Source organism: Streptomyces orinoci (assembly GCF_003121295.1).
Classification (GTDB): domain Bacteria; phylum Actinomycetota; class Actinomycetes; order Streptomycetales; family Streptomycetaceae; genus Streptomyces; species Streptomyces orinoci.
Genome location: NZ_PHNC01000010.1, coordinates 227,791 through 252,763 on the forward strand (window position 1 = coordinate 227,791; position 24,973 = coordinate 252,763).

Here is a 24,973-nt window from a genome sequence, read left to right on the forward strand (position 1 = left end):
GGGCCCGGGTTCGTGGTCCTCATGGATCTCGCCGGTAGAAGCTGACCGCTGAGCTGCGGGCCGGGAAGTCGTGCGTGAGGGTGTCGTCGTCAATGCGGCGGGGTGGCACGCGGGTTGTCATAAGGCCCGCCGTCGTACACGGGGTGCCAGCAGATGACCGCGTGGTCAGGACGGTCAGGTACCACGCCTGCTCGTTCTGCGCGGCCCGCCGCCGACGGGTGATCCTTGCTCCGGCCAGGGCTGTCCGCTCCTGGCCGGCAGCGTCCGCTGTCTCCTTGCCGGCGAGAGTCGCAAGGGGTCTGACATTGGGAGCGGTTCGAGCCGACGCGCTCCGGGTCGTCCGCCAATGTGAACCCTCACCGTGCCACCGGATCAAACTGCCGGAACGGACAGGAACCCGTACGCCGCTCCCGAGGACACACAACCTCGGAAGACGACCGCGTGAAGGCTTCGCTGCCCAGGACGAAGCACAGCCTTCCCTCCACACGCCCCTGGATGCGAAGTGGCGCCTGGCCGACTCCCTCCGAGGGGGCATCGCCAGGATCTGGGGCTGTCCGGCTCCCTATATCGTCTCTCGATAATCGGATCCCATAATGCTGGGGCGTCCTGGGGAGCGGACCATGAGCAAGCCGTCGGCAGTTGGCGGGATGCCGGATGAGCTGCACCGGCGGCTGGGGCTGTCCGATGCGGTGGTGATCGGCCTCGGTTCGATGATCGGCGCGGGCATCTTTGCCGCCCTTTCCCCGGCTGCCCGCTCGGCTGGTTCCGGGCTGCTGCTCGGCCTGGCCCTGGCTGCCGTGGTCGCCTACTGCAACGCCACCTCCTCCGCCCGGCTTGCGGCCCGCTACCCGGCCTCGGGCGGTACCTACGTCTACGGCCGCGAACGTCTGGGCGACTTCTGGGGCTATCTGGCGGGGTGGGCCTTCGTGGTGGGCAAGACCGCGTCCTGCGCGGCGATGGCCCTGACGGTCGGCTCGTACGTGTGGCCGGGGCAGGCGCACGCGGTCGCGGTGGCCGCGGTGGTGGTGCTGACGGCGGTGAACTACGCGGGGGTGCAGAAGTCAGCCTGGCTGACCCGGGTGATCGTGGCCGTCGTGCTGGCCGTCCTGGCCGCCGTGGTGGTCGCCGCGCTCACCTCCGGCTCCTCGGACGCCTCGCGCCTGGACGTCGGCATCGATGCGTCCTTCGGCGGGGTCCTCCAGGCGGCGGGTCTGCTGTTCTTTGCCTTCGCCGGGTACGCGCGCATCGCCACCCTCGGCGAAGAGGTCCGTGATCCGGCGAAGACCATTCCCCGCGCGATCCCGGTCGCACTCGGCATCGCCTTGGCCGTGTATGCCCTCGTCGCCATCGCCGTCCTGGCGGTGCTCGGACCGCAGCGGCTGGCCGATGCCGTCACGCCGCTGTCGGAGGCTGTCCGGACCGCGGGCGCCGGCCGGCTGGCACCGGTGGTGCGCGTCGGCGCCGCCGTGGCCGCGCTCGGCTCCCTGCTCGCACTGATCCTGGGTGTTTCCAGGACCACGTTGGCGATGGCCCGGGACCGGCACCTGCCGCATGCCCTGGCTGCCGTGCATCCGAGGTTCAAGGTGCCGCACCGGGCGGAGCTGACGGTCGGTGCGGTGGTGGCGGTGCTGGCGGCGACGGTGGATGTGCGCGGGGCGATCGGGTTCTCGTCCTTCGGGGTGCTGGTCTACTACGCCGTCGCCAATGCCTCCGCCTGGACCCTCACCCCGCAGGAGGGGCGTCCGGCCCGCGTCGTCCCGGCCGCCGGGCTGGCCGGCTGCCTGGTGCTGGCCTTCGCCCTGCCGGTGTCCTCGGTGCTCTGGGGCGCGGTGATCCTGGCCGCTGGTGTGGCCGCGTACGGGGTGCGGGCGGGCCTCGCCTCACGCCGGGAGCCGTAGCCGCGGGCACGGGACTACGCCGGATGGGCGTAAAGCCGATTCGTCGGCGAGCGGCTCGCGGGACGATATCGGTGTCCGATACATCGCCGAGGCGAAGGGGCCGACGCGTATGACGCAGCTCAGTACCTGGCCGGCGAAGCTGATCGACACCACCGCGCCGCGCTCGGTGGTGCTCATCCGCCTGTATGTGGGGGCGGTCTTCCTCGTCGAGGGCATCTTGAAGTTTCTGCGCGAGCACGCGCTGGGAACGGGCCGCTTCGACAAGGCCAGCATCCCCGCCCCGGACTTCTTCGCCACGCTGGACGGGGTGTTCGAGATCCTCTGCGGAGTGCTGATCCTGGCCGGGCTGCTCACCCGGCTCGCGGCGGTGCCGATGGTGGTGGACATGCTCGGTGCACTGCTGATCACCAAGGTGCCGATCCTGTGGGGCGGCTCCGGGCTCTTCCATGGCGAGTCCGGCTGGTGGGACTTCGCCCATGAAGCCCGCCTGGACTTCGCCCAGCTGTGCGGCAGCCTCTTCCTGCTTATCGTGGGTGCGGGCACCTGGTCCCTCGACGCCCGCCTGAGCACCGGCCGCGGCCGTCCCGCGGGTCCTGAGCACGGGTGAAGCTCCGCCGCCTCGTCGGACATGCGTCTGAGGGATCGGAGTGCTCTGGTGTTGGACCCGCAGGCAAGGGGGTGGGCAGGCAGCTGACCGTTTCCAGACCCCCGAGGAGCCGTGCGTGGCCCTTCGCATCCGTCCCGCCCGCCGCTCGGCGGCACTCGCCCTGGCCGTCGGCCTGTGCCTGACGCCGGCCTCCGGCTGCACGGACTCCGGCCCCGCCGGTGCCGCGCCGTCGGAGTCGGTTGACTGGGGCGCGGTGGGCCGGGCGATCGGCCGGCCGCTCACCGTGGAGGAAGGCGGCGTACACACCGCCTCGTGGCTGCGGACCGACCTGCACGTGGTCAACGCCGACGTCACCGAGAACCCCGGGATGGAGCTCGGGGCCGAGGCATCCTTCCACGAGACCACGCCCGGCAAGACGGTCCTGATCGGCGAGACCACCCTCACCGGGGACGAAGTGCACAAGGTCGCCGACCGCCTGGAACAGGGCGGCGTCGAGGTCACGGCGATCCACAAGCACCTCCAGGACGAATCTCCTCGCCTGTGGTGGCTGCACTACGCAGGCTACGGCGACCCCGTCGCCACCGCCCGTACCGTGCACGACGCCCTCGCCCAGACCGGCATCCCCCGGCAACAGCCGGAGGAGAAGGAGCAGCCGGTCGACCTGGACACCGCCGCACTGGACCGCATCATCGGCACCAAAGGCAGCAATGAGCACGGGACCTACCACTTCCACGTCCCCGTGGCGCAGAAGGTGACCGACACCCGGGCGGACACGGTCCTGCCCTACCTGATGGAGGCGTCCACCCTCCTGATGTTCCAGCCGCTCGGCGACGGACGAGCTGCCGTCAACGGAGACTTCGCCATGACGGCGGATCAGGTCAACTCCGTGATCAAGGCGCTGCGTTCACACGGCCTGGAGATCATCGAGCTGCACAACCACATGCTCCATGAGCAACCCCGGCTGTTCTACGCGCACTTCTGGGCCACCGGCGACGCCTCCACCCTCGCCCGCGCACTGCGAGCCGGCCTCGACCAGATGCACGCCCCGCACAGCTGACCAGCCGGGCGGACGGTCAGGCGGGAGTGTCGTCGCCGAGGACTTCGCGGGCCGGCTCGCGCAACGCCTTACGGTCCTCCGCCAGCGCCTTCCGGCCGGCGGGGGTGGCGCGGTAGACGCGGCGGGTACGGCCATCGACCACACGTTGTTCCGAGACGAGCAGGCCGTCGGCTTCCAGGCGGTGCAGGGTCGGGTACAGCGTGCCGGGGCTGAGCGTGGTGCAGGATGTGCAGCCGTACCGCGCCCCGCTGGAACTCCCGCACCGCTGTGGTGCCTCCCCGCCCCCGGGCGAGGCGCCGGTCAGCGGAGCGTGACGGTCCGGGCCCGGCGGGCGGTGATGCGGCGGGCGGCAAAGGCGGTCCCGGCGACAAAGCGCAGCATCGGCCCGGACATGGGCGCCGCCAGGGACCCGGTGAAGTACAGCCCGCCGACCGAGGACTCGAACGCACCTTGTGGTGGCTGGTGTGCGACAGCGCCGTGTCAGGTCCTGGTCCCTCCGGCGCCAAGTGCCGCAGTCCGGGCGGGATGTACGCCAGCGGGGCCAGCCCGGTGGCGACGACCACGGCCACCGCCGCTATCAGCTCACCGTCTTCCAACTCGACGGTGAAACCGGACCCGGCACGCTCCACCGACACCACCCGTGCCGGTTCGATCTCGCCGACGAACCGTTCGGCGAACCACATCCCGTACCCGACGAAGACCTCGCACGGGATCGGCGTCAGCTCCGTCAGCTCCGACTCGCCCTGCTCGCGGCGGAAGTCCGCCAGCCGCCCGCCCGGCACCGGGGCCGACAGGTCGGTGGCGGCGGGGGTGGACTTCAAGAACATGCCGGTGGCCATCGCATGCCGCCAACTGCCCATCACCTCGCCGAAGACCCCGCACCCGGGCCCCGGCGGCCCGCAGATGCGCGGCCACCGACAGCCCGTACGGCCCGGCCCCGGTCACCACCACCAAACCGCCCGGCCCGCCCGGCACCCATGTCCGGGCAGCGTGCTGCCCTGGAAGCGACTACGTCACTGCATCCCCCGCTCCTCGGCGCGCACCCCCCAGGGCACGCCACACATCCGGGACGGCACCCCTGCCACCAGGGCCACGAATGCTGAAAAATCCCCCGCACCAGTCTGCCGCGCCTGCCTGTATCGGCATGCGATATCGGCGAAACCGGCTCCTACCGGCCACGGCTCCCGGCGTGACGGCCCCGGCCTCCGGACCCGGCTTCCAGAGCGTCCAAGCGGCCTCGCACAGGTGGCAGTTCCATCAGCGCGCACGCCAGCAGGGCGGCGACCACGGCACTCAGTGCGCCGCCGATGACGTCAGGCACATAGTGGACACCGAGGTAGACGCGGGCGAAGGCCACCACCGCCGTGACAGCAAGGCCGGCGAGCGCCACCAGGACCCGCAGCGGACCCCGCACCAGCAGCACCACAGCCAGCGCGAGGGCCGCGGCGACGGTGGTGTGGCCACTGGGGAAGCTCTGCGCGTTGTCCGGAGGGATCACCCACAACCGCCTCGGCGGCCGGTGCTCCGACACCGCGACCTTCACCACGAACGCGACCGCCAGCGCACCACCCATCACCAACAGCGTCCGCACGGCATCCCATCGCCGGTGCAACAGCCACAACGCTGCCGGGATCAGCAAAGTGAGGGCCATTCCCACCGTGGACGAGGCCGCGTGCGTGGCCCCCTTGGCCAGCGCCGTCAGCGCCCCGTCCCGCCAGGCTGCCACTTCTTCGTCCATCGAGATGTCCCTGCGGGTCAACGCCGAGGTCTTCACCGCGAAGCCCAGCCCTATCAGCGCGACCAGCAGCACCAGACCGCCGACGAGCTTGTTCCTGTACGAGGTCACACCGTGCCCTTCCACCCGTACGCGGCAGTCTCCGCCGCGTCGCAATCGGAGCACGATATCCGAACCAGATATGTGAACCACCTCAGTGCACCGGTAGGACCGGACGGGCCGGGGAGAGTCAAATCGGGCAGGAAAACAGAGTCACGCGCCAGCCTCAACACCGACTTCTGCCGGCAAGCCGTGCACGCGCTCTTCGATCACGTCATTGGATCGAGCGCACGGCGTCGACGCCCTGGCCGACGGGGTCGTCGAGCTTCCAGTCCAGGTACCGCTTGCCGGGGAAGCACGGGCAGGCGTTCCCGCTGCCGATGGTGATCATGACATCCGAGGACTCGACCGCCTCCCGTGAGGAAGGTGGCGGCCCGCGGGATGCCGAGGCCCGCACTGAACTTGCGCTCCGCCACTTCTCGGGGGCCCGTATACCGGCGCTGCGGCTGCCGGGATCACCAGCACAAGCAGCTCGGATCACGCTGCCCACTGCTTCTCGCCGATCCTGATCACGGCGCCTGGACCTTCGGCGTCGACATCCCCCGAGGCATCCCAGGGCGCCACACCGTCCGTCGCGGCGGCTTCCCCGACCAGGACACAGCCGCGAAGGCCCTGCGGAGGCTGATCGAGACCGCAGGCGCGGGCCCCCTCGCGAACCCGAACCAGACGGCTGCGGATTACCTGAGCACCTGGCTCCAGGCCAAGGCCATGACGCTCAAGCCGACGACCACGGTCCGCTTAGATCGTCCAGCCGGCAGATGGTCACCATGGTCCCCGCCATGTCGAGCGAGGTGACGTAGTTGCCGACGAGCGTGCGGGCGACGGACAACCGCCGCTCGCCGGGCGCCCGATGCACCTCCGCCGCGTATCCGTACAGCTGGATCAGCGGGGTGCAGCCCGCCCCGTTGGCCAGGACGAGTAGCGGCCCGGTTTGCCGGGATGCCCATCTCCAACTTCCCGTCGCCGGGCGGGAGTTCGCCAATCTGTCTGCCCTTCGCCGACGTCTCACACGCGGTGAGGGCCCGCCCCGAAGCCGGCCTACCGCTCGTTGACCCGGTGCGCGATGGCCTCCACCCGCTCCAGCGGCGACCCCTCCTTGGCGAGCTCGGCGGCCATGTTGAAGTTGAGCACGTCGCCGGTGTAGTTCTTGACCACGGACAGCAATCCCGGCCGCTGTCCACGGCGGCGGCCGCCCGCACCATCCGATCGGGCCCCGGCGAGGTGAACACCTCCCCAGGGCAGGCGGCGTCCAGCATCCCGGGCCCCACGAACCCCACATGCAACGGCTCGCGGCCCGAACGCCGAGACCGGAGACGGACGGGGTGCCCGTAGCGTGTCCCCGTCCGGCCCGTCACCTGTAGTCGCTCAACTCCTCGCCCTCCCCCCGAGCGACTCGCAGCCTTTGCCGCAGCTCCTCCAGCTCGGCAGCGGGGATCTCTTTCGCATTCCGCAGCGCCTGACGCACCCCAGGGCTCAGTTCGAGCCGGAAATCCACGGCATCCAGCACCGTTTCCCACTGCTCGCGACTCTTGCTCCCGAAGTATCCCTGCTCCGCCGCGATGAGGACGGCCGGCTCGACCGCCACCCCCTCCACCACCGCGCTCACCAACTGCCCGGGCAGGTCGCCATGTTTCCGTACGGCCGACCAGTATCGGGGGTCCACCTCCTTGCACAGCATCGCGTCCCAGACGTGGTCCGGGGCATCCGGCTGGGCGACCGCCACCAGTGCCGCAGGCGCCAGGCCGGCCTCATACGCCATGTCGAGCCTGGACAGGAACCCCTCGGCGACCCTCTTCTCCTCCTCGATGGCGTCCAGTACGACCCGCGGTATCTTCGCCCCGCCTTCCAGTGCCTTGAACACGGTGGGCGAGAACTTGATTCCGCGCAGTACGGCCCGGATCAGCTGGTCGGGCACCTCATCTGTCTTCAGAACGTTGAGCAGTCCCTGCCCGTACGAGCGGGCATACTCGGACTCGGCCGGCGAGCGCTCCTCTCCCAACTCCTCATCGAGCAGCAGGTTGTTCGCCTGACCCGCTGCCACCCGTTTGAGGAGGAAGGGTGGAATCGTTCGCCCCTCGGCACAGAGGGATAGCAGCTTCTGCGGCACCGGCACGTTCTTGTCGATGGCGCTCAACAGTTCGTCCGGAATCCTCTGCCGGGCCTTGAACGCCTCGTGCATCGCTTCCGGCACGGACGACGGATTTTCGAGCAACTTCTTGGCGAGACCGTCCGGTACGTGGTTCTCCGCCAATAGTGCGTTCAGTAGTACGTCGAAGCCCGGCTCACTCTCCGCTTCGCGGGGCGACCGAAGAGCCGGCGGAAGCCTCCGCCGTGATCCCACGAGGTACTCCGCGAACTCGAAGGAGAAGCCGAGGTCGCGGAGCCTTTCCTTGGCCAGATCCGGAGGAAGTCCGAAATCGATGGGCACTTTATTCCGTTTCAATAGCTCCGTCTTCTTGGGACCTTTCCAGGGCGTCATCGTCTGGTTCGGCATGGTCAATGTGAAGCTGACATCACAGAAGATGCGGAACTTGTACCCGTCCTTGGCGTGTCCCACCTCCTCGCCCCTCTCGTAATTCTGTTCCCGCGTAGTCGAGTTGGTGGTCCGGTATGTGCCGGAAGCGGAAGGGAGCACATTGCCGGAAATACCCGCAGGGCCGGTGGCACCCGTCAGGTAGTTCTTCGTCGCGCCGATCCCCGCCGTGACCGCCATTTCGGTCCCGCGCTGTTCGGCCGTCCGGCGGCCCTGCCGGTAGTTCACCCTGTGCTGTACTTCCTCCGGGCCCACGACATGTTCCACGCCAACACGGGTCAGCGTCACCTCGATATGGCAATTCTTCGACAGGTGCTTGTTCCTAATCGAATCGATCTTGACCGACAAGGAGCCTTCGAGAAGGCTCTTCGTTTGGCTCACAAGATATTCCTTGAGCAGACTCTCCTTGATGGAGGTCATGTGCTTCTGTTGCAACAGCCGCTTGGGAAGCTTGACGATGATTTGTTCCCCCACGCCCGGCCAGTCCCACTCGATCCCGCGGGCGCTCGTCGGCACCGACAGCCGGCCGCCCTGCGCGCCCGTTGCCGTCTCCTCCCCGGCCCGCTGCACCGCCAGTTGGCCCCCGCTCGCGGGGGCGCCCGGCGCGCAATGGCCGCCCAGTGGCGGCGACTCCGTCAGCACACCGCGCGCCACCGCCTCCGCGGCCCGCTCATACCGGTCCGTGGGCTCGCTGACGCGGATGCCGTCCCCGCGGTCCACCCCGGCCACCGCTCCCGCGCGTTGCTGGAGCACATGGGTGAGTTCATGAGCGAGCACCTGCCGGCCCTGGCGGCTGTCAGGAGCGTACTGGCCGTGCCGGAAGACGATATGGGACCCGGCGGTGAAGGCGCGGGCGCCGACCGAGGCGGCCGCTTCGTCGGCGGCGGGGCCGGTGTGCACCCGCACATCCGAGAAGTCCGCGTTCATCCGTGGTTCCAACTCGGCACGGACACGCGAGTCAAGAGGCTGTCCGGGAGCGCGCAGCGGCCTCCATACGCGTGCCGCGCCGCCGCCTCCTCCTCGCAGCAGCCCGGCCGTTGCCGCGTTGCCCGCGGCGCGTTGCAGGCCGAGCAGCCCGGCGAGCGGGGACGAAGGGATATCGCCCCGCACGGTGGTGTGTTCGGGGACGTCGGTCGTCGGCCCGCCGGTGTGAGTGCCGGCACGCCGGGTCTTCTTCATGGCCCGTTCCCTTTCGCGTCGCATTCGGCCGTTACACCGCGGTCGTCTTCTGCTGCCCGGGGTCCCGGACGGTGAACAGGCCGCCCGGGACGCCGATTACGAGGCCGCTCGCATTGCCGAGCAGAGCTGGTTGGCCGCCGATGCGGAGTTTGGTGGCCGCGCCGGTCACGGCGCTCACCGTGGCGGTGCACTTCTTGTTGGGGCTGACGTCCTGGACGGCGCAGCCCTGGGCCGGACCACCGGCGACCTGCTTCCCGGTGAGGTCCGTGAGCACCAGCGCATACTGGCCCGCTATGCGTAACTTCTGCTGCGAGGCGGCGAGTTGGACCTTTCCCTGGTGCGGGCAGCGGATGTCAGCCGAGGCCGTGAGTACCTGCATGCGTTCCTCCCCGGAAAGCCGACGCCGTCAAGGCGCGCGAATCGCGGTTGCGGAAGTCCTCCTCCAGGACGAGCCGTCCCAGCTTGCGGAATTCCCCGCGGATGGCGTCCAGCAGATCCGCCATGGTCACCGCACGGTTCTCCCCGGCCGCCCGGTAGGCGGCGGTGACCGCGCAGGCATGAATGCTGCCGCCGGTCATGGGAAAGTCCTGGGCCAGCCGGGCCAGGTCGACTTCGGGGTCGCGGGGCAGTCCCGGGCGCAGGCAGCGTTCCCATAGAACGGTGCGCTGGGTCTGGTCGGGTGCGGAGAAGGTGATCCGCACATCGAGGCGGCGGGTGAAGGCCGGGTCGATATGGGCCGCAAGGTTGGTGGTGAGAATGGCGATGCCGTCGAATGCCTCCATGCGCTGGAGCAGATAGGCCGTCTCGATGTTGGCATAGCGGTCATGGGCGTCATCGACCTCCGACCGCTTGCCGAACAACGCATCGGCCTCGTCGAAGAGCAGCACGGCGTTGAGGGCGTCCGCCTCGTCGAAGACCCGTTGCAGGTTCTTCTCCGTCTCACCGATGTATTTGTCCACGACCCCGGCCAGATTGACGACATAGAGGTCGAGCCCCAGGTCCGCGGCGATGACCTCCGCGGCCAGCGTCTTTCCCGTGCCGGACTCGCCGGCGAAGAGCGCGCAGACCGCCCGGCCGCGTCCGCCGCCGGGTCGCATCGCCCATTCCCCCAGCACCCGGTCCCGGTGCCGGGCCCGCGTGGCCAGTTCGCGCAGCAGTTGGCGGGTGGCGTCGTCCACCACCAAGTCGGCCCAGTCCACGGCGGGTTCCACCCGGCGGGCCAGCCGCCTCAGCCGCGCCCCGGCTGTGGCGCGCACACCGGCCCGCAGCTGGGCGGGGCGCACCGGCCCGCCGTCCAGGGCCGCGTACCGGGCCGCGGTCCGAACGGCCCGGCGTATGTCCTCCGCCCCCAGGCGGTAGGCATCCATGGCGTCCGGCGGCAGATCGACGGTGCAAGCCTGGCCGTTGAGTTCGGCCCGCCACAATGCCGAGCGTTCGGCGGGCGTGAGGGGCGGTACCCGGACGCTCAGGGGCGGCTCGGCACACCAGCGGGAATCCCAGTCGTCCGGGCCGGTGAACACCACGGGGAGGTGCGAGGCGGCCGACATCAGCACGGTGAGCACCCGGCCTGCCTCCGGGGAGATGTCGCCCTGGACCGGGCCGACCACCATCCCCGCGCCGGTCAGCCGCGCCTCGCGCACCGCCTCCTCGGCGAGAGCCGCTGCCCGCGGCTGGGTGAGCAGTGCGGGAAGGCCCACGAGGAGCGCCGGCCGCCCCATGGCGGCCAGGGCCGACTCACCGGCTGTGTCGTTCCCGTGGAGATGAAGGGCGCAGGGCGCGGCGGTGAGCAGGGCGGCGACTCGTCGCGCGAGCGCGCGGACGGTGCCGGGAGCCTCGGCCGCCGGCCGGGTCGAAGGACGGGCGAATGGGGCCAGTTCCGCGCCCGGCTGGTCATCACCCAGCAGATATGCGGTGATCCGGTCCGGGACCCGTAACACCCGGGTGAGGAAAGGTCGTTGGGTGTCCTCCACCTCCAGCAGCCGTCCGGCGCGGAGGGGCGCGGTGCCGGAGAAGCGGGAACGGGCCGCGCCATCGGCCGGATCCCTGCCATTGAGCTCAAGGGCGAGTCCGATGGTGGCGCGACGGGCGGCGACATCGTCGTGGAGGTAGCCATAGAGGCGTTCGAAGCGGGCGTCCAGGTCGGGGATGAGCGCGGTCAGCAGAATGTCCGTGTCCAGCGCGGTGAGCCCGAACTCGCCTGCCAGCGAGCGCAGTCGGATGCGCGCCCCGGCTCGTTCCGCCCGGTCGGCGGCCTCTTCGACGGCGGCGAGGCGTGCCCGCTCCGCCGGGTCACCGGGCAGCGGGCCACGGGGCGCGGAGGTGAGCAGGGCGTTGGCCAGGTCGTCGTCTATATACAACCCTCGGTAGGGGTCCGCGATCCGGCCGGGTTCCCGCGCCGCGCGCTCCGCTACCGCCCGGCTGACCCGCTGCCCGGTCAGCGCGAGACGGCCGCGCAGATGTGCCAGGGACTCATCGGCCGTCATCGTTCCCCCTTGGCCCAACGGTCCTTGGGGATGATCTCCCGCTGCTCGGGCAGCGGTCCCGGTGCACCGGTGTGCGGGACCCGGCCGTAGCGCAGCCGCTGCGGATAGTCCCGGTTGTCGTCCAGGACCCGTACGGTGAAGGTCTCCAGGGCAACGGTGACGACCAGGTCGACGAACGGGCGGGGTGCGGTGCCCAGCGCGGACCACAGCTCGCTGACGCTGCGGTTCTCCGGGGGCTGGGCGAGGGTGAGGAGCGTGAGCGGACGCAGCCTGGCCACATTCTGGCCGATGGTGGGGTCGTCCGAGGGGGACGGCCAGACCGGGCTGAACGGCGAGGTCCCGTCCTCCCTGACATACAGCGGCAGACTCTCCTCGCGGGCCAGCGTGGTGAGCATCGCTTCCAGCATCCGGTGGGCCTGGAGCGGGTCACTCGACCAGGCCGTCACCATGTACGAGAGGCGGAAATAGCGAGGTGGTTGGTGCCAGGCGCGGTAACGGGCGCGAGTGCCGCCGGCGTCGTCGGGCAGGGGCGTGAGCCGGTTGGGATCCGTCGCCTCTTCCACCAGCCGGATCATCCCGTTCTGCCGCCTGCCGGTGTCCTCACGCACCTCGTACAGATAGAAGTTGATCTCCGGCCGGCCGGGCTTTCCCTCGCCGGTCCGCTGTTTCGCCCAGGCTCCGTCCGGGATGTCGAAGGTGATGTCGCATGCCGTGCCCATCAGCCGCATGGCGCTCTCGGCCTTGTCCGTCAGCAGCGCGTCGATGCCGTCGATCACTTCCCCGTTCCTTTCCCCAACGGTGCCGCGGTGACCACGCCGATGGCATGCCCGGCGGAGAACACCGTGGCGTACGGGCCCACAACAACCTTCTCGACGGCGTCTCCGGCCTGATGGGTGGCCGGGTCGACGCGATGCAAGGTGACCGTACGGACCAGCGCCACCCCCGGCAGCCTGGACAGTTCCCCGTAGGCCTCGCCGAGGAGCACCGGGCGGCCGAGCGGCCGGCCGGCGCCATGGGGGCCGTCCAGGGGGCTGAAGTAGCGGTACAGGGCGGACAGTGCGGCCTGCCGTAGTCCCTCATGCGCGGCGGGCGGCAGATGCGCCTCGGCTTCCAGGACCGCTCGCACCTGGATCCAGACATAGCCGGGCGGGCCGACTGTAACGGTCACCCCTGGTGGCTGCACCCGCCGCAGTGCCCGGCGCACGGCTTCGGTGACCTCCGGGGAGGGGGTGAGCCGGTCGTAGGCAATGCGGCCGATGGCGTCCGGGGTGACCGCGGGGATGACGAGCAGATGGACATCGCCGGTGGGGCGCGGGCGGGTGTGGGCATGGGCACCACCGGTGAAACATCCGGCCGGGCGGGCGGTCACCGATGTCTTGTGCTCCGAGGTGAGGAGCGTCAGCTGGGTGTCCACGAAGTGCGGACCCTCGGAGAGGTTACCCAGAGTGGTGGTGTAATGCTTGACGGTCAGCGCGGTGCCGGCGGCCGGCCGGGCACCGCATCGGACCGATGTGCCATCCTCTTCGGTCAGTTCGGGCCCGAAGTACAGCTGCCCGGTGTTCCGGTCGATGACCACGTGGCGGTCGTTCCTGCCCGAGGCGAGGAAGGATTCGACGACCCGCCAATTCCCCTTCGCCGAGGTCGAGATGACCGGCGGGGGGCCGTACCAGGGAGTCGGCAGAGGGGACTTGACACGGCCGTCACCGCCGATCGTCACCTCGATGTCTCCATGCCGCTTGACCTGAATCGCGTTGACCACGCCTCGGGCGCGTACCGCCGCCACCTGTCGGACCACGAATGCGATGCCGGCCGGCTTACGCACGGTGCAGCGCAGCCAGTGTCCGCGGGACGGAGACGGGCCGGCCTCGGGCGGTACCGGTCCCGCGCCCGGAAAGTCCTTGACCGGAATGCTGATGACCGCGGGGACCGTGGTGCGTTTGTCTTTGCCGACGGCGAGTGTGTGCTCGTGGCAGTGCTTCCATGCGCCGCTCCAGACCTCCCAGGCCAAGGTGGCGCTGTCCTTTTCGTGAAGGAGGGTGATCTGGTCGAAGCGGACCCGCAGTACCAGCACCCCGGCTGTGGCGCTCAGCGCGTCCCACGGCAGTCCCACGAGAAAGCGTTCCGACACCCGCGGTGGCTCCAAAAGCGGCGGCAGTGGCCGGAGTTCCGCGGTCTCGGGCCCCAGCCTCAGCGACTGTGAGGTTTCCACCGTCACCTTGACCTCTTCCCGGGAGAGACGGACGACCTTGCCTTCCAGGGCCGTGCCCCTGGGGATCTCCACCGTCCCGGCCCGGTCCCGGACATCATCGGCGAGGGTGAACCCGACCTCAGTAAGGCTCGGTTGGGCGCTGTCCTGGATCCCCACCGGGTCCAGCAGGGCCATGGCACCGGCGGGCAGGCAATGCGCCCTTGCCACCCCGGCCCCGGCATCGACGGCCACCCGCTCGTATTCCTGCCGGGTGACGGCGCGCCACCGGGCGGGCAGCCCCATCGGGGGGCGGTAGGCCCGCGAGGGCGGCTGCGGGTCGGCCCCGCCGGTGGCCGGGTTCTCGTTCCAGGCGGCGGCCACCCCGGGCCGTGGGGTGCGCAGTACGGTCAGCGCCCGTGCGGGGACGTTTCCGGCCGAGCCACCGCCCGTGAGGTACCGGCGTACCCGGATCACCGCCCCGGAAGGCGGAACGGCCCCGTACTGGCGCGGGCCGCCGGGTTCGGTCACCCGCGGGCCGAAGGCCAGCTCACCGGTGCCCCCGCTCACCATGGCGTGGCGGGAGGCGGGGCCGGAGTCGGCGAAGGTGTCCACCAACTCCCAGTAGGTGAGCTCGCCTTCGCCGGAGATCACCTCGACCACGATGGGCCAGCCCTCCGGCAGCGGTGGATGAGCGAAGGAGAAGCGCTGGCCGGGGGTTCCGTCCGAGACACCCAGCACCTCGCCGTCGATCAGTTCCCCTTGCACCGCGGGCACGGTGGCGGTGGTGGGCGTACGGAGTTCCAGCGCGCTGACCGACAGGCCGCGTTTGGCCTCCCCGGACAGGGCGTACCGCAGCAGATCGGCGTCGTACCGCGTGGGACCGGCGTTCGCGGAGTGCCCGGTCAGCCGGGTCCTGGCCGGGGCACAGACGGGCACCCTCAGCGTGACCTGACCGCTCCGGGTGAGCCCGCCCGTGGTGTCCTCGACCACCGAGCACGGTGCCCACCCCGCCCCATGCCATGCCTGCCATTCCCCTGCCGTAACAGCGGTGTTGTCCTTGGGTACTTGGACGCCGAGCGTCAGCACTTGCCCCGGGGCGAGGCCGCGCGCCAGGATCAGCACACCTTCACCGGCCTTCAACGGTGCGGGCAGCCCCAAGGGATCGAGGTCCGCCGTCACCACCCCGCCCGGCCAGCTGATGTCCCGGGCCACACCGGATCGCAGCAGCGCGCAACCGTGGAAGCGCGCGTCGGTCAGCGTGGTGAACACGACCGGCGGCGGGCCGCCGGTGGGCGCGGTGGCGACCTGGGTACCCGCCGGCACGACGACCTCGGTGACGGCAGGCGCCGACAGCCGGAAGGTGATCTCGGTACGGGCCGGGGCGGCCGGGTGGGGGCGCACACCCACCCGTTCCAGGGCGGCCAGCCGGTGCTTCTCCGGTACGCGCGCCAGGCGTTGGCGCAGCTCGTCGGCGATCGCGGTGCAGACCTCGATCAACGCGCTGCCGGGATCGACGGTCAACTTCCCTGCCTGCTGCGGCGCTTCCGTGGCATGGTCGGGCTCGGCGGGTTGCCGGAGCACCGGCGTGGCGGCGGCCGGGATCTGCCCGGCGGATCCCTTCGTCTTAGCACCCGCCACCTCCGTCCTACCGCCCAGATGGGCCGGGCAGTGCCGGGCCACCAGCCGGGCCAGCCGCCGCCGCTGCTCCGCGTCGGCTCCGGTGTCTGCCTGGGCGACGACACGGACCGCCCGCGCACCGGTGAACCGCGCCGGCGCGGTCTGGCCGGCCAGGACGACGCCGCCCGGTTCTTCGAGCGTCAATTCCCAGCCGTGGAGTTGACGCGCTTCGTTCAGCAGGGCATCGGCCGTGCCGGCGCCCGCCGCATACTCGGCCGCCGTCTCCACGGCCGTCCGCACAAGTGCGTCGTCCCAGCCCGGTTCGACGGGTGCTCCCACCGACCATGCCAGCCAGGCAAGCGAGTCGGCAGGGGCCGACCGGGGGGCGAAGCGGTCGGGCAGGGTGTCCAGAAAGCCGAAGACCGGGGCGAGCAGCTCATCGAGGCGCTTGGCGAACTCCTTGACCAACGGGTCCGCCGCATAGACGGCGGGCAGAGCGTCACTGACTTTGGGAACGTCCTGGGCCATCGGCTCTTCCCTCTCCCCTGGCCGGGGGTGTTCAACGACAGGTGACCGTCAGGGACTTGAGCAGCGGGATCTCATGCGAAGCCACGGCGACCTGTTCAGCGTTGCCCGAGGCACCACTGAACGCGACGGACTCGATCTCGTCGATCCAGCGCAGGCCGCCCAGCACCCGGTACACCTCGCCCAGCCGGATGGCGGTTCCCGGCGCCCGGGACAGGCCCGGTTCGGTGAGCGGGTGGAAATACCGGCGCAGCTCGCGTTCGATGCCCCCCTGCGGGGACCGGGGCATTTCCGATGCGACGCATTTCACCTCTACCGTCAGACCGAATTCGCGGACGCCGAATCCTCCGAGTTCGATCCGGTCACCCAACAGCCTGGACCGGTCCAGCACATGGGCGGTGTGGGCCAGCAACTCCGCTGAGGGAGTGAGGTCCTTGCCGGTCAGCGGGTGCACGGTGGTGGCGGGAGCGATCAGCACATGGACGTCGAACGGCGGTGTGCCGGGCATCGCGTGCACCCGGCCGATGCCGGCCGTGCGTTCGCGGACGATCCGTTCATGGTCGGCCAGGGTGACCGCTCGGCGGGGCGGCGCGACGCCCTGGGTCAACGCCTGGGTGTGGTCCTGCTCATCGACGCCGCCGTGTGTCGCCTTCTCATTGCTGACCCTGATCTCGCTCCGCGCCTCCTCGGAGACGAGTTGGCAGATGGCACCCGCCGGTACATTGCCGGATGCGCCCGGCGCGGCGGCGCCCGGCGGGCTGACCTGTACCACGGGCACCGGTGGTGAGCAGGTCGCCGCGGAGGTCACCACCATGCTCATGGGTTCGGGGAATGTACAGCGGAGCATATGTGCTTCATGGCGGCGTCGGCCGGATCCGTCCCCGAGAACCACGGTGTCCCTCTGAGGAGGGATCGAGGCTGTGGTCTGGTCCGTCTTTACGGCCGTGGAGTTCCATCCTCCTTGCCGCCACACTTCCCACTTCGACTCCGACAAGAGCAGCGGATTGTCACCCGTCAACAGTTGGAGTTCCACCGGGGCCTCGCACGTCGTCAGGAAGATCCGCCATGCACCGGATGCCCCCGTCGCGATTTCGTCCACCGAAGCCGTCTCATCGATATTGATGCTGCACAAGGTCCGGCCGCCATCCTGTGTCTGGGTCACCGCCTGCTCGGCGGCCAGGGCAATCACTCCGGGCAGGACAACGGGGCGCAGGGTGCCGAAGACCACCGGCGGCTGGTTCTTGGTGCGGACCCGGGTTCCCTTGTCGAGCTGCCGCACCTTCTCGCCCAGTCCCTGCCGCCGGAACTCCACCTCGCCGTGGGCCGGTTGCGCAGGCCAGGGGGTGATGCCCAGCAGGCGCAGGTACGCCCGCATCCCCGCCTCGGGAAGCCGGTCGAGCCGGTAGGACAGGTGGTCCACCAGGTAGGCGAAGGCTTCGAGCAGGGCGATGCCCGGATCGGAGACATTGTGGTCGGACCACTGCGGGCAGCGTTGGCGCAGCCGGCGTTTGGCCTCGTCGACCAGGTTCTGGAAGCGCAGGTCATCGAGGTCCGGAACGGGACCGTGGCCGTTCATCTCACCGCCCCGGGGCGTCATGGCGCGGGACCGTGTAGAAGGGGACCACAAGGGTCCGGGTCTGTCCGTCGGCCCGTACCCGGTAGGTGAGTTCCACACACAGCCGGCCGTCCTCGCCGGCATCGGTGTCGGTGTGCGCCTCCACGGCGATGACCTCGATACGTGGCTCCCAGCGTTCCAGCGCGGTGCGCACGTCATAGGAGACCCGTCCCGCGGTGGCCCCGTCGATGGGGTCGAAGACCAAGGCGTACGCCTCACAGCCGAAATCGGGGCGCATGGGCCGCTCACCCGGCACCGTGGTGAGAATGAGCCGGATGGCCTGCTCGATCTCCGCTACGCCCCGGACCAGTTCGACCCCGCCCGTGTCCCGGACGCGGCGCCCCGGATACGACCATCCGGCACCGATCAGCTTCTCCATCGGTCGTCGTCATCCCTTCTCGCTCGGCGAGTTCCCTCACTGGATGTCCACGGAGTTCGCCTCGATCCGGACTGATCCCGCCTTGAGGCCGAGTTCTTCGCCGCCCGCGTCGAGGGTGATTCCCTTGCCGGAGAGGGTGAGTGGGCCTTCGGCCTTGATCTCGACGGTGCCGCCGCTGGTGATGGTGATCGCCGTCTGCTGCCGGTCGAGGAACACGGTGAGTTTGCCGTCGCCGGTCTCCAGCCGCAGTCCGCGGTCGCCCTCGGCGGCGTCCAGCAGATCGATCCGGTCACCGGACCGGTCCGCCAGGGAACGGCGGTTGACCTTGCCCGATGAGGCGACCAGCGGCACCTTGGCGTCCGGGCTGGGCTTGTCCTTGCCGTTGTACAGACCGCCCAGCACAAACGGCCGCTCCAGCCGCCCCTGCTCGAACCCGATGAGCACCTCGTCGCCGACCTCGGGCAGCATCATGCCGCCGCCACCCGCACCGCCCGCCTGCACGGTGCGCACCCAGTCGGTCTCATAGTTCTTGCCGAGCCAGGGCAGCCGGAGCTTCACCCAGCCCTGGTCGGGGAGTTGGGGGTGTTTGACATTGCTGACCACGGCGGTGGCGAGCCCGGGCATCTGTCCACTGCCGTGGCCTTCGACACCGCCGGCCTCCTGGGCGGGGTCCGGCCAGGGTGCGCCGTCGCCGAAGGACAGCCAGGTCTGATAGCCCTTCAGGGGGTCGAAGACATGACGTACCTCGGTGGGTGTGTAGCGACCGGTGAACGGCTCGCCGATCCCGGCCAGCGCGACGGGGGTTCCGGCCCGTAACCGCGGTGAGAACGAGGCGACGGCTTCCAGTTCGGCGAATCCCGCGGCGACCGAGGCGGCGAGCGAGGCTGCCGCCGACTCGGCGTCGGCCTGGGTGCCGACACCCATCGTGGTGACCGTCAGGGTGCGGTCGCCGAAGGAGGATGTGGCGCGGCGTGGTGTGGTGCCAAGGGCCAGCTCCTTGCTGCCGTCCGCCCGGGCCGTGCCCATCACCTCCTTTTTGCCGGTGACGTCCCACCCGCGTACCTCGACTCGTCCGGCATGCCCGGCGCTGGTGAGACAGGCGCGCAGGCTCAGCAGGTTGACGCCGGCGCGCAGCACGTCGGGCCCGTCGGCGCCCCCGCGCCGTGGATCCGGGGCGCCGGTGGCCGGGGCGGGACGCCGCAGCGACAGGGTGCCGCTGTCGTCCACGACCACCCGCGTTCCGCTCTGCCGGGCGAGGGCGCGCAGGAAGTCCCAGTCGCTGACGTTGGGTTGGGTGAGGTGGGTGAACCGGGACCGGGGCCCCTCGGCGGTGCCAGCCCGCAGCCCGGCCCTCCGGGCTACCTGGGAGAGCACCTCCTCGATGCCGACCTCGGCGTAGGCGGCCACGACCCGTCCCCGGCACAGCCGGTGGGCCCGGTCGAGCGCCTGGATGACGGTGAACGTCCCCGTGCCGTCGATGTCGGTGCGCAGTGCCGTCACCTCACCGGTGAACAGGCGCACCGGACGGGGCCGGGAGGCGGTGGTGGCCGAGACGGTGAGCCGGGTGCCGAAGGTGATGCCGGTGGCGGAGAGGAACCGGTGGCCTGGGTCGCGGAAGCGCAGCCAGGCACAGGCCGGGCGCTCGGTTCCGGTCTGCACATAGCCGTGGTCGAGTTGTGCGGCCCAGGAGGGTTCCAGCGTGGTGGCTCCCGCCTGGATGCGGAGTTCGGAACCGTAGTCACGCGTGCTCACAGGCGCTCAACTCCCTTCTTCCGTCAGGGCCGGGAGGATCAGCTCGGTTCCGGGCCGGACGCGCAAGGGGTCGTCGATGTCATTGGCTCGTGCGATGGTCCGCCACTCGGCCGGGTCGCCATAGGTGTGCCAGGCGAGGGAGGCCAGGGTGTCGCCCGCCACCAGACGGTGGGCTCGCAGCGGGGTGGGGATGCCCGATGTGGGGTTCTGCCGGGCGACTTGGCCGCCGACCTCCTCCAGTGCCACCTGGCAGACCGCCCGCAGCGGGGTGCCATCGCGGTCGAAGAGCGTATAGGTGGCATCGACGCGGGTGACATAGGCGTTGAAGCAGGTGCTACGGGACCTGCCCCACTCCAGCCGCACCCAGGGCGGCGAGGGGGCCGACGAGAGGCTGGCGCGGGTCGGTGCGCAGCAGCTCATCAACAACTCGACCTGGCCCTGGACCACATGGCCGCGGTCATCGCCCGCGTCGAGGAACAACTCCACGCTCAGCGACCGGGGATCGGCCCCGGCATAGTCCGGCATCTCGGCGGTCTCGGTGCCACGCGAGGGCGTCCTGGGGTAGCTGGCCGACCGGCTCAAGCTCAGCCGTTCCGGGTTGAAACTCAGCTTGAGCCGGGCGCGTTGGCGGCCCGGGCCGGTCCCGCCCCTACCGGGCGGCTCGAACATCACCAGGGCGGCGCGTACGAGTCCGGCGTTGGCCGAGTTCTGCATCGCTGTTCTCCCCTTCAGGCCGTGACTTCCAAAAAGCCGTGATGGGCCAGCTCCAGCGTCTCCATGGCGGCCCTGGACTCCTCGGCGCTGAACGACGGCCCCTGCCAGCGAGCCGGTGTCACTCCGTCGAGCACCCAGCGGGCGAGCGGCTCGCGGTCCGGTTTGAGGGCGACGATCTCCCCGCTGACCCGTACCGGCCGCCGGGCCTGCTGGCTCACCCACTGCCACACCCTGGTCGTGTCACGGGTGAGCGGCCGGGTCAAGGTGATGTTGGAGTAGCGGATCCTGGTCGGCAGCTTCCAGATGTGTCCATTGAGGCCGCCTTCCTGGCGTTCCTCGTACTCCACTTCGCAGCCCAGCCCCTCGCAGCTGGTGAAGGAGCCGAGGAGCAGGGAGCCGATCGTCACTCGGAACAGCACACTGGTCGCGAACGGATGGTCGGTCACGGCTGGTTCCTCCGGATCGGGCGTGGGATGCCGATGCGTTGGTGCGGCCGCCGGGCTCAGGGCGGCACGCGGGTGGTCCGTCCGGCCCGGGACCGTTCGGTGTGCAGAGCGGCGCGGCTGCGGCGCAGCAGTGGCTGGTGCAGGGCTTCCGCGAGTTCGTCGAGGTGGCAGCGGACGATCTCCCTGACGATCTCCGCGGCGGTCGGGGCCGGTGTGGTCCGGGGGGACGGCAAGGAGCTCGCACCGTCGTTGCGGTTCTGGTCCCGCGCGAGGGTGACCGGCGGGAGGCCGGCCGGGAGTTGCGGGGACCGCTGCACGGCGGTTGGGGCGGGTGGGGGCTGGAGCGGCGGTGTCGCGGCGGCCGGTGCCGGGGCTGTGCGGGCGTGGGTACGGGGCGGGGCGGGGCGCGGTGGGAAGGCCGCATCGGGCCCGGCGGCCGTGCGCTGCACCACGGTGATTGCCGGGTGCGCGGCGGCGGGCGATGGCCGGGCTCCGCGGCGCGGCGGGAACGGCTCGGTGCGCATCCGGCCCGGCTGCGGTGACGGCCGGGTCGGGTGAGGGGGCATCGGCAGGGGAACGGTCGGGGTGTCCCGGACGACCTCGGGGAGCCTCCTGATGCCGGGAAGGGATGCGGCGAGCCGTGGCTCCGAGCACTGCCCCGGGTCCGTGGTCCGGTACTGGTCAACCAGCCATGGGGTGCCCCTGGGCGGCCGGGCGGTGCGGGGGACAAGCCGCCGTACGACCAGGTCGGTGCCCGGCGGGTGCGCCGGCTTGCCGCCGGTCGGCTGCGCGGCACCGGCGGCGGTCGGCCGCGGAGCCGTCGCCTGGGCCCCGGGTACGGACGGCGCCCGGGCGGTGCCTGCCGGGCGGTGTGGTTCGCCGCCGGGCTGGTACGCCGTCGGACCGGCGGCAGTCGGTCGCCGAGCCATCGCCCGGGGCCGGGAAGCCGACAGCGGGCGTTGGATCGGGCGCCCCCGCATGGCAGCGGGCTTCGTCAACCAGCCTATGACTGAGGGATAGTTGACCCGGACGGCGGGCGGCATCCAGCCCGCTCGCGGGTTTCCGGCTGCGGATCCGAACCCCGCAGCACGCACCGGTGTCCATGGCGGCCCGGCCAACAACTGCGGTGCGATACAGGGCGGTTGCTGGGCCCGGAGCGGGTTACGGACGGGGCCGGGCGGCCTTTCGGTGTTGTCGTCGCGGAGCCGTTGAACGGGCCCGCGGCGGACGGACGGCATGCGCGGTACGCTCACCGTCCGCATAGCCGCCGGAGGCAGCGGCATCGCCCTGGCTCCGCCGCCATGGTCCGCGGCGGCCGGCTGCCACGCGGTCTCGCCCGCCCCGGCCCTCGGCCGCCGCCTCGGCCGGCGGTCCAGCCTGCCCAGCACATTCGGAAAGGACGCCAGGCCGTTGCCCGGCCATCGGAAGCGGGCGGCGGACGACGTGAATCCCCGCCGGGTGACCAGCCGTAGGGCCGCCATCGTCATGACCGCTCACCCGCCGCCCGGTGCAAGGGAGTTGAGCCTGGCGATCTCGCCCGCATACCACTGGCGTTCCATGTGCGGGAGATCGAGGATCTCCTGCTGTGACCAGTGGAAGTGGTAGGCGATATACGCGATCTCCGCCCTCAGCCGCTCGGGCGGGTGGGTCATGATTCCCCCAGGCGGTCACCGCCGGAGCCATTGACGGCCGTGCCGCAGGAGGGGCAGGAGGCCGGTGCCGCCAAGCCGTTGATCTGCGCATAGAGGTCCTGCAAATGAGCCAGGTCCTGGACGAACAGGCTTTCCACGATCTCCGGGTATACCGCCGGGAGCGTTCCGAGCCGCACAATGACCAGGCTCAGCAGCACAATTCCCAGATAGGAGGGGTTCTCCCGGACCCGCTGGTCGACCAGTGGGCCAAGTTCGTCGCGGGCGGTGGCCAGGCGCATCGCCCCTTTGCGGTGGACGGTGCCCCGGTCGTCGATGTATCCGACCGGCAATTCGAAGTCGAATTCCGTGCGTAATCCGCCGTCTTCGGAACGAGCGGGACCCACGGCGGTTCGCAGGGCGGATGTCTGGTGCATGCGCGGCTCCAGGATCGGTCGGGCGGAGCGGGGCCTTTACTCGACGGTGATGTCCTCGAAGGTGAGGGTGACCTTCTCCGTGGCGGCGGCCGACTGTCCCACGTCCAGGGTGGGTCCCTCCCACCGGCTCGCCCAGCAGTTGGTGAGCTGGATACGCCGGACCGTCTTCCGGTTGGCGTCCTTCAGCGCGATGGTGACGTTCTCGCGGGCGTGTTCCAGATCGCCCTTCTCCAGGGTGAGCTTGATCCAGTTGGTGAAGACCTTGCTCTTGTCCAGTCCGCGGGTGATGGTCACCTCGCCGCTCTTGCGCGCTCCGGGCTGTTTGCGGATCAGCAGATGGCCGGTGGAGGTGATCTGCTTGATCTCCACCACATCCTGTTCCATGGTCAGTCCGCTCACGTCCTGCACCGTTTCCACCTGGAACTTTCCCAGTTCCAGGCCGAAGGTGAAGGTGACCAGCGCATCGCCGTTCAGCATTGCCGTGAGTCCTTTCCCGGGGAGGGGGCCGCGGTTCAGCCGGCGTTCCGGCCGGCGAGCTGGGTGACCTGGAAGTGGACGAACTCGGCCGGCCGGACCGGTGCGATGCCCACATCGCAGATGACATTGCCCGCGAGCACGGAGGGTTTGAGGTTGTTGGCCTCGTCGCACTTCACGTAGAAGGCCTGGTCGGCGGTGGCTCCCTGGAGGGCTCCCTGCCGCCATAGGTCGGTGAGGAATGCCGAGACATTGCGGCGGATCGCCGTCCACAACCGCTCGTCATTGGGCTCGAAGACCGCCCACTGGGTGCCCTGGAGAATGGACTCGTCGATGAACGAGACCAGTCGGCGCACATTCACATAGCGCCAGTCGGCGTCGGTCTCTTCGGTCAGGGTGCGCGCACCCCAGATCAGGATGCCCCGCTGCGGGAACTGCCTGATGCAGTTGATGCCGAGGGGGTTGAGCAGCTTTTGCAGGCCATCCGTGACGGGGTACTGCGGTGCGGCCACCGTGACCAGCGCCTCATTGGCGGGGGCCTTGTGCACACCGCGTTCGTCGTCGACCCGGGCCCATACCCCGGCCACATGGCCGCAGGGCGGCACCAGCAGCGGGCTCGGACCGGAGACCGGGACATGGAGCCAGGGGTAGTACAGGGCGGCATAGGGGCGAGCCTCCGTGGTGAAGCCGGGGGTCGCGTCGAAATACTGCTCCTTCACCTGGGTCGGCTGGATGTCCGGGGGTGCGTCGAGGATGGCCATGCGATTGCGCATCGTGTGGCAGTGCCCGGCCATCTTGCTCTGCAGACCACGGTATTTCTGGATGCGCGCCGCGGGGGTCTGCGCCGTGCCATCGTCGGTGATGGTCCACAGGTCCGGGGCGGCGACGATGGAGACTTCCCGGATGTCCACCAGCGCGGTCAGGGCGTCCTCGAATGCTCCTGCCACACCCTTGGAGTCGGCGGCATCGATGTTCGCCACGTAGCAGGGGCCGCCTCCGTTGTCGAAGTAGCAGCGCACGGCCTGACGCATGAGCTGGTACTTGCGCACAACGGCATCGAGGGCGGCGAGATCGGCCCTGAGTGTGGCGAGTGCGGGATCCGGCTTGGGACGGAACGCGCCGGCCTGCGTCTCGTATTCCTTGTCCCGGGTGTTGGTGTACTTGCCGGTCTCCTTGGCGAAGACGGCGGACACTTTGGTTTTGAGGGAGACGTACTCCTGTTCCCAGTACTGCTTGTCCTTTTCCAGTGCCTCGTATTTGATTTTTTCGTCCTGCTCGAGCTGCGCCGCCTTCTCGTCATTGGCGGCCAGCTTCGTCATTTCCTTGGCGAGCCGGTCCGCTCGCTCGGCAGTCGTCCGTAACTGGGCGGCCAAGGCGCACAGTTCGTCGAAGCGGTACTCGAACTTCTCGGTGAACTCCGCCCAGTTCCACACCTTCTCCGGCGTGCCGGGACCGGCCGGTCCGGTGAAGGTCAGACCGATGAAGGCCGCGACCGACGTCGAGACTCCGGTGATCAGCCGTACGCCGCTGGGAATTTCCCGCACCTGGACGCCGGGCGCCTGTGGCGTCGTCATCTGGACCACTCCTTCCGGGGTGCGCGGTTCGCG

At 70.1% G+C, this 24,973-nt stretch carries 20 protein-coding genes and 1 pseudogene; 3 read left to right on the top strand and 18 right to left on the bottom strand.

Annotated elements, in window-relative coordinates:
* Positions 1 to 620: 620 nt before the first annotated feature.
* From CV755_RS08375 to CV755_RS08385, 3 genes are all read left to right on the top strand, one after another.
* Complete coding sequence (locus CV755_RS08375) at positions 621 to 1,898, top strand: APC family permease (protein WP_109279532.1); 1,278 nt, start codon at positions 621 to 623, stop codon at positions 1,896 to 1,898.
* A gap of 109 nt (positions 1,899 to 2,007) precedes the next feature.
* A complete protein-coding gene (locus tag CV755_RS08380; protein WP_109279533.1) occupies positions 2,008 to 2,505 on the top strand; it encodes a DoxX family protein in 498 nt (165 codons plus the stop codon).
* Positions 2,506 to 2,620: 115 nt separating this feature from the next.
* On the top strand, positions 2,621 to 3,562 hold the full coding sequence (locus tag CV755_RS08385; protein ID WP_153068611.1) for an LppY/LpqO family protein: 942 nt from the start codon (positions 2,621 to 2,623) through the stop codon (positions 3,560 to 3,562).
* Positions 3,563 to 3,578: 16 nt separating this feature from the next.
* Here CV755_RS08385 and CV755_RS36900 read toward each other — a convergent pair whose 3' ends face one another.
* The 18 genes and pseudogenes from CV755_RS36900 to CV755_RS08480 all read right to left on the bottom strand — a co-directional run bounded on the left by CV755_RS36900 (position 3,579) and on the right by CV755_RS08480 (position 24,940).
* Positions 3,579 to 3,866, bottom strand: a complete 288-nt coding sequence (locus tag CV755_RS36900; RefSeq protein WP_338323633.1) for a PadR family transcriptional regulator — start codon at positions 3,864 to 3,866, stop codon at positions 3,579 to 3,581.
* An 864-nt stretch (positions 3,867 to 4,730) separates the two neighbouring features.
* Positions 4,731 to 5,408 (bottom strand): phosphatase PAP2 family protein, encoded by a 678-nt coding sequence (locus CV755_RS08400; RefSeq protein WP_109279535.1) that lies wholly within the window; start codon positions 5,406 to 5,408, stop codon positions 4,731 to 4,733.
* A gap of 703 nt (positions 5,409 to 6,111) precedes the next feature.
* A pseudogene (locus CV755_RS35540) lies at positions 6,112 to 6,766 on the bottom strand (dihydroxyacetone kinase subunit DhaK); the annotation flags it as partial.
* On the bottom strand, positions 6,748 to 9,132 hold the full coding sequence (locus CV755_RS35915) for an eCIS core domain-containing protein (RefSeq protein ID WP_422070521.1): 2,385 nt from the start codon (positions 9,130 to 9,132) through the stop codon (positions 6,748 to 6,750). The gene CV755_RS35915 and the pseudogene CV755_RS35540, both read right to left, overlap by 19 nt.
* Positions 9,133 to 9,139: 7 nt before the next feature.
* Entirely contained in the window at positions 9,140 to 9,487 is a 348-nt protein-coding gene (locus CV755_RS08420; protein ID WP_109279536.1) for a hypothetical protein, read from the bottom strand.
* Entirely contained in the window at positions 9,462 to 11,591 is a 2,130-nt protein-coding gene (locus CV755_RS08425) for an ATP-binding protein (protein WP_109279537.1), read from the bottom strand. Before CV755_RS08425 ends, CV755_RS08420 begins: the two co-directional genes overlap by 26 nt.
* On the bottom strand, positions 11,588 to 12,367 hold the full coding sequence (locus tag CV755_RS08430) for a Pvc16 family protein (RefSeq protein WP_109279538.1): 780 nt from the start codon (positions 12,365 to 12,367) through the stop codon (positions 11,588 to 11,590). The genes CV755_RS08425 and CV755_RS08430 overlap by 4 nt, the downstream gene beginning before the upstream one ends.
* Positions 12,364 to 15,924: a phage tail protein gene (locus CV755_RS08435; protein ID WP_109279539.1), complete on the bottom strand. Its 3,561-nt coding sequence runs from the start codon at positions 15,922 to 15,924 to the stop codon at positions 12,364 to 12,366. The genes CV755_RS08430 and CV755_RS08435 overlap by 4 nt, the downstream gene beginning before the upstream one ends.
* A 31-nt stretch (positions 15,925 to 15,955) precedes the next feature.
* On the bottom strand, positions 15,956 to 17,518 hold the full coding sequence (locus CV755_RS08440) for a baseplate J/gp47 family protein (RefSeq protein WP_109279540.1): 1,563 nt from the start codon (positions 17,516 to 17,518) through the stop codon (positions 15,956 to 15,958).
* Complete coding sequence (locus CV755_RS08445) at positions 17,499 to 17,915, bottom strand: GPW/gp25 family protein (RefSeq protein ID WP_109279541.1); 417 nt, start codon at positions 17,913 to 17,915, stop codon at positions 17,499 to 17,501. The genes CV755_RS08440 and CV755_RS08445 overlap by 20 nt, the downstream gene beginning before the upstream one ends.
* A 36-nt stretch (positions 17,916 to 17,951) precedes the next feature.
* Positions 17,952 to 19,667 carry a VgrG-related protein gene (locus CV755_RS08450; RefSeq protein ID WP_109279542.1) on the bottom strand — a complete coding sequence of 572 codons (1,716 nt, stop codon included), beginning with the start codon at positions 19,665 to 19,667 and terminating at the stop codon, positions 17,952 to 17,954.
* Positions 19,668 to 19,673: 6 nt separating this feature from the next.
* Positions 19,674 to 20,381, bottom strand: coding sequence for a CIS tube protein (locus CV755_RS08455; protein WP_109279543.1), 708 nt, complete (start codon positions 20,379 to 20,381; stop codon positions 19,674 to 19,676).
* 14 nt (positions 20,382 to 20,395) lie between these two features.
* On the bottom strand, positions 20,396 to 20,827 hold the full coding sequence (locus CV755_RS08460; RefSeq protein ID WP_109279544.1) for a phage tail protein: 432 nt from the start codon (positions 20,825 to 20,827) through the stop codon (positions 20,396 to 20,398).
* 56 nt (positions 20,828 to 20,883) lie between these two features.
* Positions 20,884 to 21,351 (bottom strand): hypothetical protein, encoded by a 468-nt coding sequence (locus tag CV755_RS08465; protein WP_109279545.1) that lies wholly within the window; start codon positions 21,349 to 21,351, stop codon positions 20,884 to 20,886.
* A gap of 969 nt (positions 21,352 to 22,320) precedes the next feature.
* On the bottom strand, positions 22,321 to 22,479 hold the full coding sequence (locus CV755_RS35070) for a DUF6760 family protein (RefSeq protein ID WP_164503275.1): 159 nt from the start codon (positions 22,477 to 22,479) through the stop codon (positions 22,321 to 22,323).
* Positions 22,476 to 22,892, bottom strand: coding sequence for a hypothetical protein (locus CV755_RS08470; RefSeq protein ID WP_109279546.1), 417 nt, complete (start codon positions 22,890 to 22,892; stop codon positions 22,476 to 22,478). The genes CV755_RS35070 and CV755_RS08470 overlap by 4 nt, the downstream gene beginning before the upstream one ends.
* Positions 22,893 to 22,928: 36 nt before the next feature.
* Entirely contained in the window at positions 22,929 to 23,369 is a 441-nt protein-coding gene (locus CV755_RS08475) for a phage tail protein (RefSeq protein ID WP_109279547.1), read from the bottom strand.
* Positions 23,370 to 23,404: 35 nt separating this feature from the next.
* Positions 23,405 to 24,940, bottom strand: a complete 1,536-nt coding sequence (locus CV755_RS08480; protein ID WP_109279548.1) for a phage tail sheath family protein — start codon at positions 24,938 to 24,940, stop codon at positions 23,405 to 23,407.
* Positions 24,941 to 24,973 lie beyond the last annotated feature (33 nt).

Excerpts from the sequence above, each read along its gene's own strand:
- CV755_RS08375 (WP_109279532.1), top strand. The coding sequence starts at position 621 with ATGAGCAAGCCGTCGGCAGTTGGCGGGATGCCGGATGAGCTGCACCGG.
- CV755_RS08380 (WP_109279533.1), top strand. The coding sequence starts at position 2,008 with ATGACGCAGCTCAGTACCTGGCCGGCGAAGCTGATCGACACCACCGCG.
- CV755_RS35915 (WP_422070521.1), bottom strand. The coding sequence starts at position 9,132 with ATGCGACGCGAAAGGGAACGGGCCATGAAGAAGACCCGGCGTGCCGGC.
- CV755_RS08420 (WP_109279536.1), bottom strand. The coding sequence starts at position 9,487 with ATGCAGGTACTCACGGCCTCGGCTGACATCCGCTGCCCGCACCAGGGA.
- CV755_RS08425 (WP_109279537.1), bottom strand. The coding sequence starts at position 11,591 with ATGACGGCCGATGAGTCCCTGGCACATCTGCGCGGCCGTCTCGCGCTG.
- CV755_RS08435 (WP_109279539.1), bottom strand. The coding sequence starts at position 15,924 with ATGGCCCAGGACGTTCCCAAAGTCAGTGACGCTCTGCCCGCCGTCTAT.
- CV755_RS08440 (WP_109279540.1), bottom strand. The coding sequence starts at position 17,518 with ATGACGCCCCGGGGCGGTGAGATGAACGGCCACGGTCCCGTTCCGGAC.
- CV755_RS08445 (WP_109279541.1), bottom strand. The coding sequence starts at position 17,915 with ATGGAGAAGCTGATCGGTGCCGGATGGTCGTATCCGGGGCGCCGCGTC.
- CV755_RS08455 (WP_109279543.1), bottom strand. The coding sequence starts at position 20,381 with ATGCAGAACTCGGCCAACGCCGGACTCGTACGCGCCGCCCTGGTGATG.
- CV755_RS08465 (WP_109279545.1), bottom strand. The coding sequence starts at position 21,351 with ATGCGCACCGAGCCGTTCCCGCCGCGCCGCGGAGCCCGGCCATCGCCC.
- CV755_RS35070 (WP_164503275.1), bottom strand. The coding sequence starts at position 22,479 with ATGACCCACCCGCCCGAGCGGCTGAGGGCGGAGATCGCGTATATCGCC.
- CV755_RS08470 (WP_109279546.1), bottom strand. The coding sequence starts at position 22,892 with ATGCACCAGACATCCGCCCTGCGAACCGCCGTGGGTCCCGCTCGTTCC.
- CV755_RS08475 (WP_109279547.1), bottom strand. The coding sequence starts at position 23,369 with ATGCTGAACGGCGATGCGCTGGTCACCTTCACCTTCGGCCTGGAACTG.
- CV755_RS08480 (WP_109279548.1), bottom strand. The coding sequence starts at position 24,940 with ATGACGACGCCACAGGCGCCCGGCGTCCAGGTGCGGGAAATTCCCAGC.